General features: G+C 44.9%; 21 protein-coding genes. 11 read left to right on the top strand and 10 right to left on the bottom strand.

Annotated features, from left to right (window positions below):
• Positions 1-101: 101 nt before the first annotated feature.
• The 3 genes from RG959_RS18170 to RG959_RS18180 all read right to left on the bottom strand — a co-directional run bounded on the left by RG959_RS18170 (position 102) and on the right by RG959_RS18180 (position 1,708).
• The gene (locus tag RG959_RS18170; RefSeq protein ID WP_342798338.1) at positions 102-695 is read right to left on the bottom strand and encodes a hypothetical protein; all 594 of its coding nucleotides are present in this window, start codon (positions 693-695) and stop codon (positions 102-104) included.
• Between the two features lie 247 nt (positions 696-942).
• Positions 943-1,143: a hypothetical protein gene (locus tag RG959_RS18175; RefSeq protein WP_251269885.1), complete on the bottom strand. Its 201-nt coding sequence runs from the start codon at positions 1,141-1,143 to the stop codon at positions 943-945.
• A gap of 76 nt (positions 1,144-1,219) precedes the next feature.
• Entirely contained in the window at positions 1,220-1,708 is a 489-nt protein-coding gene (locus tag RG959_RS18180; protein ID WP_342798339.1) for a hypothetical protein, read from the bottom strand.
• A gap of 222 nt (positions 1,709-1,930) precedes the next feature.
• Here RG959_RS18180 and RG959_RS18185 point away from each other — a divergent pair, with 222 nt between their 5' ends.
• Positions 1,931-2,749: a YwqG family protein gene (locus tag RG959_RS18185; RefSeq protein ID WP_342798340.1), complete on the top strand. Its 819-nt coding sequence runs from the start codon at positions 1,931-1,933 to the stop codon at positions 2,747-2,749.
• A gap of 92 nt (positions 2,750-2,841) precedes the next feature.
• On the opposite strand, the gene RG959_RS18190 is transcribed toward RG959_RS18185, so the two are convergent.
• From RG959_RS18190 to RG959_RS18210, 5 genes are all read right to left on the bottom strand, one after another.
• A complete protein-coding gene (locus RG959_RS18190; protein ID WP_342798341.1) occupies positions 2,842-3,666 on the bottom strand; it encodes an STAS domain-containing protein in 825 nt (274 codons plus the stop codon).
• Positions 3,667-3,885: 219 nt separating this feature from the next.
• Entirely contained in the window at positions 3,886-4,104 is a 219-nt protein-coding gene (locus RG959_RS18195) for a VanZ family protein (protein ID WP_342798342.1), read from the bottom strand.
• A 159-nt stretch (positions 4,105-4,263) separates the two neighbouring features.
• The gene (locus RG959_RS18200; protein ID WP_342798343.1) at positions 4,264-5,124 is read right to left on the bottom strand and encodes an alpha/beta fold hydrolase; all 861 of its coding nucleotides are present in this window, start codon (positions 5,122-5,124) and stop codon (positions 4,264-4,266) included.
• A 153-nt stretch (positions 5,125-5,277) separates the two neighbouring features.
• A complete protein-coding gene (locus tag RG959_RS18205; protein WP_342798344.1) occupies positions 5,278-5,547 on the bottom strand; it encodes a hypothetical protein in 270 nt (89 codons plus the stop codon).
• Positions 5,548-5,566: 19 nt separating this feature from the next.
• Positions 5,567-6,049, bottom strand: a complete 483-nt coding sequence (locus RG959_RS18210; protein WP_342798345.1) for a 2-thiouracil desulfurase family protein — start codon at positions 6,047-6,049, stop codon at positions 5,567-5,569.
• Positions 6,050-6,165: 116 nt separating this feature from the next.
• On the opposite strand from RG959_RS18210, the gene RG959_RS18215 reads away from it, so the two are divergent.
• The 5 genes from RG959_RS18215 (at position 6,166) to RG959_RS18235 (ending at position 9,452) form a co-directional block, all read left to right on the top strand.
• Positions 6,166-6,624 carry an OsmC family protein gene (locus tag RG959_RS18215; RefSeq protein WP_342798346.1) on the top strand — a complete coding sequence of 153 codons (459 nt, stop codon included), beginning with the start codon at positions 6,166-6,168 and terminating at the stop codon, positions 6,622-6,624.
• A 12-nt stretch (positions 6,625-6,636) separates the two neighbouring features.
• Positions 6,637-8,031 carry a protoporphyrinogen oxidase gene (gene hemG / locus RG959_RS18220; protein ID WP_342798347.1) on the top strand — a complete coding sequence of 465 codons (1,395 nt, stop codon included), beginning with the start codon at positions 6,637-6,639 and terminating at the stop codon, positions 8,029-8,031.
• A 6-nt stretch (positions 8,032-8,037) separates the two neighbouring features.
• Positions 8,038-8,178, top strand: coding sequence for a hypothetical protein (locus tag RG959_RS18225; RefSeq protein WP_242231718.1), 141 nt, complete (start codon positions 8,038-8,040; stop codon positions 8,176-8,178).
• A gap of 314 nt (positions 8,179-8,492) precedes the next feature.
• Positions 8,493-9,227, top strand: coding sequence for a GGDEF domain-containing protein (locus RG959_RS18230; RefSeq protein WP_342798348.1), 735 nt, complete (start codon positions 8,493-8,495; stop codon positions 9,225-9,227).
• Positions 9,228-9,314: 87 nt separating this feature from the next.
• The gene (locus tag RG959_RS18235) at positions 9,315-9,452 is read left to right on the top strand and encodes a YvrJ family protein (RefSeq protein ID WP_242231721.1); all 138 of its coding nucleotides are present in this window, start codon (positions 9,315-9,317) and stop codon (positions 9,450-9,452) included.
• 138 nt (positions 9,453-9,590) lie between these two features.
• Here RG959_RS18235 and RG959_RS18240 read toward each other — a convergent pair whose 3' ends face one another.
• Positions 9,591-9,905, bottom strand: coding sequence for a winged helix-turn-helix transcriptional regulator (locus RG959_RS18240; protein ID WP_342798349.1), 315 nt, complete (start codon positions 9,903-9,905; stop codon positions 9,591-9,593).
• 132 nt (positions 9,906-10,037) lie between these two features.
• Between RG959_RS18240 and mgrA the strand changes: the two genes are divergently transcribed.
• The 5 genes from mgrA (at position 10,038) to RG959_RS18265 (ending at position 12,404) form a co-directional block, all read left to right on the top strand.
• Positions 10,038-11,066 carry an L-glyceraldehyde 3-phosphate reductase gene (mgrA, locus tag RG959_RS18245; RefSeq protein ID WP_342798350.1) on the top strand — a complete coding sequence of 343 codons (1,029 nt, stop codon included), beginning with the start codon at positions 10,038-10,040 and terminating at the stop codon, positions 11,064-11,066.
• Between the two features lie 139 nt (positions 11,067-11,205).
• Positions 11,206-11,421, top strand: a complete 216-nt coding sequence (locus RG959_RS18250; protein ID WP_251269906.1) for a DUF1659 domain-containing protein — start codon at positions 11,206-11,208, stop codon at positions 11,419-11,421.
• Positions 11,422-11,438: 17 nt separating this feature from the next.
• Entirely contained in the window at positions 11,439-11,651 is a 213-nt protein-coding gene (locus RG959_RS18255; protein WP_342798351.1) for a DUF2922 domain-containing protein, read from the top strand.
• Between the two features lie 120 nt (positions 11,652-11,771).
• A complete protein-coding gene (locus RG959_RS18260) occupies positions 11,772-12,035 on the top strand; it encodes a hypothetical protein (protein WP_342798352.1) in 264 nt (87 codons plus the stop codon).
• A gap of 30 nt (positions 12,036-12,065) precedes the next feature.
• The gene (locus RG959_RS18265; protein ID WP_342798353.1) at positions 12,066-12,404 is read left to right on the top strand and encodes a DUF3139 domain-containing protein; all 339 of its coding nucleotides are present in this window, start codon (positions 12,066-12,068) and stop codon (positions 12,402-12,404) included.
• A gap of 259 nt (positions 12,405-12,663) precedes the next feature.
• On the opposite strand, the gene RG959_RS18270 is transcribed toward RG959_RS18265, so the two are convergent.
• The gene (locus RG959_RS18270) at positions 12,664-13,470 is read right to left on the bottom strand and encodes a YitT family protein (protein ID WP_251269910.1); all 807 of its coding nucleotides are present in this window, start codon (positions 13,468-13,470) and stop codon (positions 12,664-12,666) included.
• Positions 13,471-13,618: the final 148 nt, after the last annotated feature.

The raw sequence follows: 13,618 nt of genomic DNA on the forward strand, positions 1-13,618 counted from the left end.
TATAAAAAACGGCTGTCTCTCATCGAGGCAGCCGTTTTTTGTTTTCATTTAGAATAGAAACCACGACTGCAAGCCGGGCGGCCAACGCTTGTTTTTCCTCGCTACCTGGCTGCTTCTATATAAATTAGCATTCCCCAGTCTGCCTGCTGAATCGATTCTTCGGTTGTGGAGCTTGCGGCTCCGTTCACTTTGTTCATTCCATATCCCCAGATAGCTTTTCGTTCACCCGGTTTGATCTTCAAGCCTTCGTCGCCGGCATTCTCAGCAAGATCAGCTGCCCAGCTTATGGATGTGTCACTTGGAACATCAACGGATGAAGAAAGCGATAATTCATTGCCATTACAAGCAATGGTCACAAGCTGGCTGTTTTTATTTGACAGATCGGGCTGAAGCGAGAAGCTTACCTCTTTAATGTCCCCTTGCGGATCATTCGACAGCCGACTGCCTTTCTGCGCTATTTTGCCGTTTTGCCATATATCGAATGTAATAGCGACATCGGACGGCTTATTTAATATAACGGCATCGCCTTGAATATGGAGATGTGGCTGTAAAGCTTTTTCTCCTCCTTTAAATAATTCACTGGCTTTGACAGCGATCACTTCTTCCCCGGCCTGCTTTTTTTGCTTTAAATCCTCTCCTTGTGAACAGCCGGCAAGCAAAAAACCCGCCGCCAGCATACATGTCCATTTCTTCATTTCTTCCCTCCAAGATTCTGCCTATACTTGAACCATAACTGTGGTGTACGTATAAACATCCGGCTGGTTCGGCAGAAAAAATGATTTTCTTAACGCCGTTGCTTCTCCACTTCCATCAATTACTGCACCTAACTTATCATAAACAACTTTGCTGTACAGAAAGGAAGCTATTTTTTGTTTAAATCCTTACTGCCCCCAAACAAAAAAGAAGCAGCACAGCGGCTGCATGTAAAAAGGATAAAACGGCTTAGTCACGCTGTTTTTCCTCATAAGGATGTTCATGTTTTGTTTCTTGCTGACGTTTATAGGAATGCGAATCAAAAGACTGGCTGAGCTGAAGATCATCATACGGCGTGTAGTAATTGTCCGGCAGCGACTTCTTCTTAACAGCTTTCACAACCAAAAATATGGCAACGGCCACAACCATTAGGATAAAAAAGGCTGGCATCTGATCGCTCCCTCCTATGGGTGTTATCACTATTTTATACCATTTTTGGAACAGAAACCATGATTATTTCCAGCTTCTAAGAATCTCGCCTGGCAGTTTGGTCCAAAAGCCAGAATACAATAGCCGCTAAAAGCACAGCTGATAAAAATAACAGAAACGTATTTACATTGAAATTTTGATGATTGATATGAATGGAAAGCCCGGTTGTAATATCCTGTACGTACTGTTCATCCCATGTGCCGTAACGGTTCAAAAGTGCCTGCCTGATCACGCCACGGTACGCTTCAAGTGAATGATGCCGGTAAAAAAGGGCAGCTGCTAAATGGGTTAGCAATAGAACAATACTGATATAATATGTTCTGGCTTGAAAAGGGCAGCGGCGCAGCAGTGTCCACCAGAGCACTGTCATCACAATGAACAAAGGAATAAGTCCCATTAAAATCAGCAGAGCGGGATTGCCGTTACCCGATGAGGTCCCGGGAGCCGGCGTCATCCAATAACCCAGCATAAACAAACCAAATACGATCAGTGTAAGGATGCATAACGTTACCTTTACCGCTTTCATTTTATCACCTCTTCGCCAGCGTACCTTTTTTTCAATTTTTTGTAAATTACATTTTAAAAAAAAGCTATCTTTACTAAAGACAACTCTTCCTGTTCTATTTTCCATACATCTGGGCTTCTGTCACGTATCCTTCTTTTATGACGGTTTTCATGAAATAATTGGGTTAGATTTCTTTTTTTGTTATTATTTTATTAACAAAACCATCAAAATCGAGGTGTACAGATGAAAGATATTGAGCAGGCAGTGAGACAACTGCTTCCGGAAGAATGGCAGGAAACTTTTTTAAGTACACAGAAAGATATCATTGAGTTCTCATTTACATCAGATGGAGAGCTCCCGCTGATGACATCAAAAGCAGGCGGCTTCGGATACATACCGAAAAGTATGGCGTTTCCAATGAATCGTGAAGGCATGCCCCTATCGCTTTTGGCACAAATTAACTTTGCGGAATTGCCGGCACTTGACCTCTATCCCACCCATGGCCTGCTGGCGTTTTACGTGGATTACTACGATGATTTGATTGGCGCTGATTTTGATGACTATGAAAATAAAGACGGCTACCGGGTTTTTTATTTTGAATCATTTTCTGAAGAGAGCTATTCTCGTGAAGAACAAGCAAACATGCACACGCCGTTTCAAGATGAGGAGCAGTATCCAATTGTCGATACTGAACTGGCAATGATTCCGTTACTGTCCAAACAAATTTTGCTGGCGGACACGGTGGAGTTTGAAAGGACCTTTCACACGAGCAAATTTGACTTTGACGGCTTTGATCCATACGATGAAAAATATGAAACGCTCATCGGGTTCGGTACCCAGCTCGGCGGCTACCCAAGCTTTACTCAGACCGATCCGCGCGAATACATGAAAGACGGAAAAGAAAACGATATTCTTCTGTTTCAGCTGGATTCATGTTTTGGAAGCGGACAGGATTGGGAAATTATGTGGGGCGATGCCGGCATTGGCAACTTCTTTATTTCACTGGAGGATTTAAAAGCGAAAAAGTTCGAAAATGTCTGGTACAATTGGGACTGCTCCTGAAGAATGAACTTTTCCCTATTTTCCTTATGAAAATAGGGAAAAGCATCTTCAATAAAAGAGACTCTGCCGGCAAAAGGGATGTAGAAGGCTTTTTATGCCGTTACATATTCTTTTAAAGCCTGCTGCAGCGTGCCAAGTGTTTTCGTCTTCGGATCAAAAGAAATCCCCAGATGAATCATTTTCCTTACCACTTCTGCTCTTAATCCTGTAATCACTGTTTTGCAGCCCATTAAAGCGGTACCATCAATAATTTTCATTAAATGGTCAATCACTTCTGTTTCTATATCCACAATTCCTGATAAATCCATAATGAGCGTTTGAATATGGGAGATGCCGACCTCCGTCAGAACTTTTTCTTTCAGGATGGACGTTCTAAATATATCGATCGTGCCAATCAACGGCAAAATGCAGACAGAAGCATTGATGGGTATGATGGGAACCGATAGATTCTCGACCATTTCTCTTTGTGCCTTGATCAAAGAATCCTTATAGCTAGAATAACTAATGAAAAAAGCATTTAAAAAAGTATCAATCTGGGTATTGATATCTTTCTCCAGACGAAAAAAGTTGGACATCACGCCTTTATCGTCTGCTTCGTTATATTGTTCAATAAAAGTCCAAAGCGTTCTGCGAATAGCCTGCACCCATTCCAATTTAAAAGAAAGATCAATCGAATGAGCCGCCCACGCCATTCCTTCCTGCTCTGCAAAAGATCGAACTTCTTTTTCTTCTTTATCAATAATATAGCCAACAAGCTTATGCGCATTATTGACGAGATCGATATTGCCAATCGCCAATATTTCCTCGATTTTGTTTTTTACATTCACTGCTTCTGATAATAATTTTTCTTCAAACATCTGACGGTTATGGTTTAAAAATTTTTTTAATTCAGCCGATGACTGAACAATCTCTCCCATTTCTTTTCCTCCTTTTTTCGCTGAAGCTATAATTTCTTTTCTGCTCCTTACTACAAATATAGTGAGGTTTGAAATTTCAGTAAATGAGAGATTTAAGGGTATTTTGTAGAATAAAAGCTAAACCGCAGAGCCTCTTCCAAAAGAGGCCCGCGTCCGCTTCCCGCTTATCATAAAAAGGGAGCAAGAAAACTTTTCTTATGCAGTCCGACTGGTTCTTTTTCAAAAAGCGGCAAATAACATATAGCCTATAAAGCCGCCCAACGTGTTTAACAACAAGTCATCCACATCAAAACTTCCAAATTCAAACAGAAGCTGGATCACCTCATAAAAAAGACTGAACATAGCTGCAGCCCCTGTTGTAAGCATAATCCTCTGGAAGCGGCGGAATGAGCCCGGCAGCAAAAAGACAAACGGCACGAACAGCAGCACATTTCCCACCTCTTTTACTCCTTTGATTCATTCTATACAGCTTGTCCACCTTGATTTTTCAAGATGCTCCTTCCGCTGCAAACGCCGTCTTTTGCAAACCATCAAGGGTTTATAAAAAACGGCGCTGCTCCTTTCAGTGATGACTGCTGCTCTCTCTAAATCAGCCGTTTAGGTGATCATTCCATCCGCTTTTAAAAAAGCGGCGGCATCCCGGTGAACCTGCTCCGAACCCCTGCCGAGCCAAATCAAATGCCCCCATGTGTTGTACAGTTTCAATGCAGCAGAAGGAATATGCGTTTTTGCAAAATAAGCGTGAGCTGTAGATACAGAGCGGTCGTTCAAGCTTGCTTGAATGAGTACCGGACAGGAAACACGGGAAAGATCCTTTTCTGTAAGCATTCCGGAGCTTTTTAAATCCATAAGAAAACCTGTGCCAGACCGCTGACGGCAGTTCATTTTTCGTACCTCTTCGATGTCCTCTTCTTCCACAAGGTGCTTTCCTTCTGCATACGTAAGCGTGCTGAGTGAAAAAAACATTGGCCTAAACGACAGACGCGGAAATGCAGTGCCGACAACTGAAAGCAGCTTCCACGTCAGCCACTCGAACGGGGGGCGAAAAATAACCTGAGAGGTTTTGTACTCGGTATGTTCAGCAGTCAGCCATTTGCCGACAACTGCGCTTTGCAGGGTTAAAGTCCGTACTTTTTCTGGAAACAAGCCGGCAAACTTAACAGCGGTTGGCCCGCCGGCTGATATGCCAATGACATGCACCCGGTCAATGCCCAAGTGATCCAGCAGTTCAGCGTAGCGTCCGACCGCTTCCTCCAGTGGGGCAGGCGTTGTTAAACCATAGCCTGCCCGCGACGGTGTAATGAGCTGAAATCCACGCTCCAGCAAAGGTGCATAACCAAATTCCTCGTAGCAGTTGGAATGCCCGCCATGCACAATGAGTACCGGCGTTCCATTTCCAACCTTTGAATACTCAACGATATAGTCGTTTGTTTCATATGTTCCGATAATTCGATTCAATCTGCTTCCTCCTTATCGAACAAGCCGGGAGATCCATACGCTGTATAAACACTTTTGGCTTCTCCTCTTTTTGGTATAGTCTTTCCCATTGAAGTCCGTTTCTCATGCTCACACCGATAATTTTTCCGCCCCTTAACAAACACTTCAAGCCTATCAGCTTCCCATGACCCGGGCAAACCCATAAAAAGCACCCATGGCTCCAAGCAGGGCAAGACCGAGAAGCACAGTGCTGGTCGACAGTATCAGCGTGCGCGCCGTCTGTTTCTTAAACCGCACGAGCGGTATAAAAGCGGTAAGAATGCTGAGCGCGGTAAAGCCGGCGATGAGCCAGCCATGTGCAAAAAGAAGTGAAACATCTACGATAAACAGGATGGTGAGAACACATTCTGCCAGGAAGAAAGTATCCAGCACTCCAGCTTTCATACGATCCACTCCTTCTTAATCAGCATTCTGCCGGATGAACATCATCGTCTATCTCATCCGAAAAGGCTTCTTCTGAGAGCACCCGAATACCATGCCGCCGCAGCAATGCCGTTGTGACTCCGGTTCCCGCTATTTTTTCGCCTGAGAAGCTTCCATTGTAAATAGCTCTGCTGCCGCATGACGGACTGTTTTCTTTTAACACGGCCGCCTCCGCTCCGATTTCCTGGGCGGTTTTAAGTGCTGCCTTCGCACCGGCAACGTACATATCCGTTACATCATTTCCAGAATGATCGATCACTTTGGCCCGTCCATCGAGCACATCTTCTCCGGTTCCGCCGACAATTTCAGCCGGCGGACGCGGCGTTTGAAATCCCCCCAATAATTCCGGACATACCATCACAGCTTTTTTCTCTTCAACGAGCTGGCGGATTCGTTCATCCAGCCGGTCTGTCCCGTTATAACGCACTTTCATACCCGCCAGGCAAGAACTGACCATGATCATGTTTCTCACACTCCACTTGCATGTCTTTTCCAAAGAATAACATAAAGAGCGGGTAAAAGCGTCTCCCCCGCTATTTAGGGCAAAATGATTTACACTGGAGAAAAGGAGTGAATGTCATGGCAAAGCATATTTTTACCCTAACAGCTGACTGGCCGGGCGGGCGCAACGACAGCGGTACGATCCAGTCTGGCCATTTAAAAACGAAGGTGTCGATTCCTCCTGAAATGGATGGTCCCGGCATTGGCACCAATCCTGATGAGATGCTGCTTGGCGCAGCGGCCACCTGCTATATTATTACGCTGGCGGCAATGATGGAGCGCAGCCGGCTGGATAAATCATCTCTTACAATGACCTCCGAAGGTGTAGTGGACGTAACAAACGGCGTGATTACATATGAACGCATTATCCATAAGCCGCAGATTGTGCTGCCGGCGGATGCAACAGAAGCGGATGTGCAAAAAGCGCACCGGCTGGCGGAAAAAGCGGAATCATCCTGCATGATCAGCCGCGCTGTTAAAGGAAATGTCGAAATTGAACTGAAGGCTTCCGTTCAAAAAGTGCTATCATCGTCTTGAGGAGATGAAATGATGAAAACAGTTGTTATAATTGGCGGCGGTATTACGGGCGTGACCGCGCTTTATCACCTGACAAAAAAGCAGCCGGACTGGAACGTCGTGCTTGTGGAACAAAACGAGACACTTGGCGGAAAAATCCGGACAGTCAAAGAGAATGGGTTTACGATTGAAACAGGGGCGGATTCGATGGTCGCCCGGAATGCCGGCGTTCTGCCACTCATTGAAGAGCTGGGTCTTGGAAATGAGCTTGTCTATAATGAAACTGGTGTATCGTATTTATATACAGATAATACTCTTCACAAAATTCCTGAAGAAACGGTGTTTGGCATTCCAACAAGCATCGAATCGCTGAACGAAAGCACGCTTCTGTCCGAAGAAGGAAAACGAGCGGCACTTTCTGATTTTGATAAACAAGACAATCCGTTTGGCCCGGAAGATTCGGTCGGTGACTTTTTAACCTATTATCTTGGCCCTGAAATTGTCGAGCGACAGATCGCCCCGGTTCTCTCCGGCGTTTATTCCGGGAATTTAAGCAATTTAACGATGAAGTCAACGCTTCCCTATCTGCTTGATTATAAAAACGAATACGGCAGTATCATCAAAGGATTTTCTGCCAATAAAGAAACGTTTCTCGGTGATAAAGCGCGAAAAAAATTCGTTTCCTTTAAAAGCGGACTCGGTACACTGGTCGACCGGCTCGCAGAACGTTCACCGTCGGCCCGCATCTTAACGGGCATAAAGGTAACAAGCCTGCAAAAAACAGGGAATGCTGTTTCGGTTTCGCTTCATACTGGGGAATCGATCCTGGCCGATGATGTTGTACTCGCCATCCCGCACGATGCGGCGCAAAAGCTCTTAAATGATCCGGTGCTCGATACTCATTTTAACGAGCTGAAAAATTCTTCGCTTATCTCGGTTTATTTAGGGTTTAACCTGCCAGACGAACAGCTTCCAGCGGATGGGACTGGCTTTATCGTAACGGAAGGCACCGATTTAACGTGTGACGCCTGCACGTGGACAAGCCGAAAATGGACGCACACGTCAGCGGAGCGTAACTTGCTCGTCCGTTTTTTCTATAAAAGCTCAAATCCGCACTATTCTTCTCTTGCCCGTTTGACTGAAGTAGAGCTTACCGAGGCGGCCCTTTTGGACCTACAAAAAAGCCTTGGCATTCATGAAGTAGCAATGACCGTCCATATTACACCATGGACGGATTTAATGCCAAATTATCATCTCGGACACAGTCAGGCTGTAGCAGGGCTTTCTGCTGAACTTAATCGGCATCACCCGCATCTGCATCTTGCAGGCTGCTCTTATTTTGGCGTTGGAATTGGAGCCTGCATCCAAAACGGCAGGCAGATCGCGCATACCCTTTCTGAAAACGGGGACACTGCTCATAAGGAGTGATGACCTGTGGAGAAAAAAACATACGATGAACGATTTGAAGAAAATACGAAACAAATTCAAAGGGAAAAGAATGAGCGTTTAGAAGACAAAAGCCGTCTGCCAGATGACCAAAATCGCATGAAAAGCGTAGAAAACCGGCGCACATAAGGAACAAGCGGCACTCTTTTATGAAGTGCCGCTTGTTTTTTTAAGTTTAAACTTATGTAACAGTCCATCAAGTTCTTTCGCTATATGGACAAGAGATTGAATGGAACCCGACATGTGCTCGGTTAAGCTGCTTTGTTCAACCGCAATAGCCTGTACATGTTTTGTGCTGTCTGCCGACTGGGCAGCTATCTATGCAGAATCTGCTACCGAAGCAGCAATTTCTTCAGAAGAAACCTCCTCAATTTGGTGTGCGATTTCTTTTATAGCATTATTTTACTGGTTGTTTTTGTTATTTCGTATTTTTTATACGCTGGTTGATCGGCCGGATCACCGAGCCGATTCAAGCTCTGCTCGAAGGAACCACCATTTTGCGAAAAGGCCATTACAGCCGCCGAATTGATGATCGGGTATTCGTAAATGCGTCCAAAGAATTCAGCGAGCTTTGCGGTGCTTATAACGATATGGCACGTGACCTTCAAAAAGAGCAGGCAGAAGAAGAAATGCGCCGGACCAATGAGCAGCGGCGGCGTTTGTCATTCAGTGACAGCTTAACCGGCATTGGCAACCGCCGCTTTTTTGATGATATGCTGGCCCTGTCATGGAAAAAAGCGTTTGAACTGAAAGAGCCGATTTCTCTTCTTCTGCTCAATATTGACTTTTTAAAAAAATACAACGACCGATACGGGCATGATGCCGGTGACAGAGCGCTGCAGCATGTAGCAAGAGTAGTAGATGAGATCGCAAAAGAAGTCAGGGCTGCCGCTGCACGCTATGGCGGCGAAGAACTGGCCGTTATTTTGCCGCCCGGCGTACCGGTGAGGAGTTTCAAACTTGCCGAACAAATCCGCCTGGCAGTTGAACGTCTTGGCATTCCGCATGAAGACCATAAAAACAAAGTGATTACGGTTAGTATTGGAGGCGCCGCTCTTACGCCTCAGCCTGGCGACCACCCGTCTCTTTTAATACGAAAAGCAGATGAAACTCTTTTTTATACGTCAAAGCGCAAGGGACGCGCCCGCACTACAATCTATGAATCTGTAATACTGTGAACGGTTCCGTTCACAGTGTTTTTTTCAAACGGGGTTTCGAATTGAGCGTATTCCCTGTATATAACCATTAGAAAGGAGGATGGTTTGATGGAGACGATACTGCCGCTTATCCAGGACGTCGGCTTTCCAATCGCGGTGACTTTTTACCTTTTGTACCGGATTGAAACGAAGCTTGATGGCGTCATTCAGTCTATTCAAAATCTGCCTGATAAAATGAAAGAATAAAAGAAAAAGCAGCTCTCCTTTCTAAAGGAGGCTGCTTTTCATGGCAACGGCCGGATTCCTGCATAGCCAGGCCGGAAAAAGTAGTTTTTCGGTCTTCATAACAAGTAGTCCGGCCCTGTTTATATGTTTCTGGTTCTCTCATCCCCACTTCGCGCCCCACAGCTTCATTTCTTTAATAATCTTATGAAAATCCTGCCCTTTTTCGGTTAACGTATACTCGACGCGAAGTGGTACGGTCGGATACACGGTCCGCACGACAATGTCATTCACTTCTAGACGGCGAAGCGTATCGGACAGAGATTTTGGACTGATCCCCTGGACAGCGCGTTCAAGTTCTCCAAACCGTCTCGTTCCACAGAACAATTCCCGCAGGATTAAAAAAGACCATTTGGATCCAATGATATCGAGTGCCCGTTCAATCGAACATTCAATAACCAATTCTTCTTTACTCATATCCATCCCCCTTACTATCTTTTTGATAGTACCTATACCATACCATATTACCTTTTAAAAATTTCACTACTTTTCAGTGAGAAATGAAAGCGTTACACTGAAAGAAGACTATGAGACAAAGGAGACTTTTACATGAGCTACCTAACCAACTCCGATCGTTACCTGGCAAATCCTGACCGTTACAAAGGCAGCATGCAGTACCGCCGAAGTGGAAAATCAGGTCTTCTTCTCCCCGCCATTTCACTGGGCCTCTGGCACAACTTCGGCGGTGTTGATACATTTGAAAATGGCCGGGCAATGCTGCGCCGGGCGTTTGATCTCGGCATTACTCATTTTGATCTTGCCAACAACTATGGACCGCCGCCAGGCTCCGCTGAAGCTATGTTTGGAAAAATCATGCTCAGTGATTTTGCTCCGTACCGCGACGAAATCATTGTCTCTACCAAAGCCGGTTATTATATGTGGGAAGGCCCTTACGGTGAATGGGGGTCAAAAAAATATTTAACTGCCAGCCTGGATCAAAGCTTGAAACGGATGAATCTCGACTATGTGGATATTTTTTATTCTCACCGCCCAGATCCGAATACGCCTTTAGAAGAAACCATCGGGGCGCTGGATTTATTTGTCCGCCAGGGAAAAGCTTTGTATGTCGGAATTTCGAGTTATTCTGCTGAACAGACAGCCGAAGCAGCAAGCATTGCCAAGGAACTTGGCACACCAATTCTCATTCACCAGCCGTCTTATTCGATGTTCGAGCGCTGGATAGAAGACGGCCTGCAGGATGTGCTGGATGAACATGGCATTGGTTCGATTGCTTTTTGTCCATTGGCGCAGGGACTGCTGACAAATAAATATATTCACGACGTACCTGACAATTCTCGTGCCGCTAAAAATACCGGATTTCTGGAGAAAGAGCGGATTACCGATGAAGTCCGGGCACAAATCCGTGCTTTAAACGACATGGCTGCGGAACGCGGCCAGTCGCTTGCCCAGATGGCTCTTGCCTGGGTGCTGCGGAACGGTCGTGTCACTTCAGCCCTGATTGGCGCAAGCAAAGTAAGCCAGATCGAAGAAAACGTAAAAGCACTCGAAAATCTTCACTTTTCTGATGAAGAGCTCTTAAAAATTAATTCCATCTTAGCGCGTGACATCAATGCCTGACAGCGGCCATCCCCCTTTTTGGGGGATGGCTTTTTGTTTAGATATTATATCTGTCTCGCACACATCCCGCCTTTTCTAAAATAAGGGTATCGATTTTCCTTTCTTCCTTGTACATAAAGGGTGAAAGGAGGGGAAAACAATGGCACAAGCAACTTTAACGAAATCATCACTGCGCCTTACGTTTGACAATGGCGTAGATGAAAATGGCAAGCAGCTGTTCCAAACAAAAACATATTCAAACGTAAAAACAGATGTCACACCTGATCAGTTTAATGCTGCCGCTGCAGCGATTGCCGGGCTGTCTGCACGGCCGCTCGTATCCATTGAGCGAAACGATACTTCGACTATTAACTAAAAAAGGAGGAATACTGTATGGCTAAAACCCTACAGCTTCAATTCACTACTGCCGGAGGCGGCACGTCCAGCCTCACGATCGATACACCGGTTGAACCGGTGGATACGGCAGCCGTTGCGCAGGCGATGAACGCGATTATCGCATCCGGCGTTTTTATGGCCTCAACCGGCTTATTCACCGCTGCCAAAAGTGCCAGCTTGATCGACCGTGAAGTAACCGAGATTTTGTAATCGTGAAGCCTGCCCGTTTTAAACCGGGCAGGCTTTTTCATACGATTGAAATTGATTTTAAAAATATCCATTTACAAAAACTCTCCTTTAGTGTATTTTTACACTAAAGGAGAGTTTTTAATGAAAAAATATTATATTTTCTTTTCTATTATCTGCTTATTTGTTTATTTTTCTATTCCTTTTCTTATGATGACTGATATGTTTTTCTATACGTTCGGTGAATTTTCCATTTTTTTAATGGGGCTGTTTCCATTGCTCGGTATTCTTTGTGCTCTTTTAGGAAAAAGAGGACAGGCTGCACGTATCAGCATTATGTTAAACAGTCTGGCTTTTTGTTTTTTATTTTTGCCCGTGGTTCTAAGGACAGGCGTTGTACCGATGTAAGCAGTAAAAAAGCAGACTGGAGTGCTGAATATGACAAAATGGATTGTTTTATTTCTGTTGGCCGCTTATCCTGCTTTCTATTTGTGGGGCCCTCACCTATTCAAAGAAAAACAAGTGAAACAGGAAGTGCTCGCTTATTTAGAAAAAAGCCAAGGCTGGAGTGAAGATGACCTTTTATCCATTAAAGTCGTTGATGACTGGATGTCAAACGGAACATCCTGGCGGTATCGTGTTACAGTGGTGCGAAAAAAGGAACCAGAAACTCACTACGAGTTTTACAGTGAAGAAAACGGTCAGGTAAAGCTTTTTTCTATACCGTCCCAAAACGGCGTGTTCCTGCTGGAGCGTGCGAATAACTTCAATCACTAAAACAAACCAACATAAGGACATTTATCAAGGTAAGAAAAATATAGAACGAAAGTAATGGCATTGATCAATATAACTACTCTTCTGCTCATTTTTGCTATCGGAAGGACAATCAGCAGGAGAATGAATTACACTCCACCGAAAGAAGGCTGGACAGAATTTGATCAGATAGGAAAAATTTTTACTCCATGATCTTGTTCGTGCTTTTATTACATGAAAAGAACAATATAAAAAACCGATCCGCAAAAGCGGATCGGTTTTTTTATTCCCGATGAAACAGCCCCATCACTTCAACCGTCTGCGTAATGTTTACGAACGCGTGCGGGTCGACTTCTTGAATCATCTGTTTCACTTCATTTAATTGATAACGGGTAATGACGGTCATTAAGACGGAGCGGCTTTCGCCGGAATATGCACCTTTTGCTTCCGTGACGGTAATGCCGCGGTACAGGTTTTTCAGCATTTTCGCACAGAGCTCATCGCCTTTTGAGGTTACGATATGCAGCGTGAGCTTAATGTGCTTCGTGTGAATCGTATCGACCACTTTGCCTGTTGCGTAAATGGCAATCAAGGTGCTGAGGGCAGCATCCCAGCTGAACAGAAAGCCCGCGGCAACAATCACAATTGCATTCATGATGGACAGCAGTGTGCCGAGCGGGAAGTCCCGCTTGCGTGCCAGCAGCATCGCGATAATATCAAAACCGCCGGATGAAGCAGACGCACGGAAAGTCAGGCCGACTCCCGCACCCGTTAGCACGCCGCCGAATAAAGAAGAGAGGATCGGCTCAGTGGACAGCTGCGTGATGGGAATCCAATAAAGAAATAAAGACAGCGATACAACTGATAAAATCGTATACGCAATAAATTTCTTTCCAAGCTTGACTACCCCGAGTATGAGCAGCGGAAGGTTTAATAAAAAGTTTAACAATCCGGTATTCAGTGGCGTAATAATGCCAAGCATGATCGCTACTCCGCTTAATCCGCTGCTTAAAATCTCGTGTGGGATTAAAAAGAAATTATACGCGATGGCAATCAGTACGGAACCCGCCAGTATAAGCAAAATGTGCATAAAGCAGCTCCCCCTTTTTTTCTTCATTATAAGAGAAAAACTGGCAGTTCCTTTAAAAATAGTGTTTTCAGAAAAGCGGCAAATGCGTGTTTTTTTTCTTCTTATTGTATAATAGAAGGAATCAAAGGCAGCTTCGTTCGCCCTTGTG

The sequence above is a fragment of the Domibacillus sp. 8LH genome (assembly GCF_038806185.1).
Classification (GTDB): domain Bacteria; phylum Bacillota; class Bacilli; order Bacillales; family Domibacillaceae; genus Domibacillus; species Domibacillus indicus_A.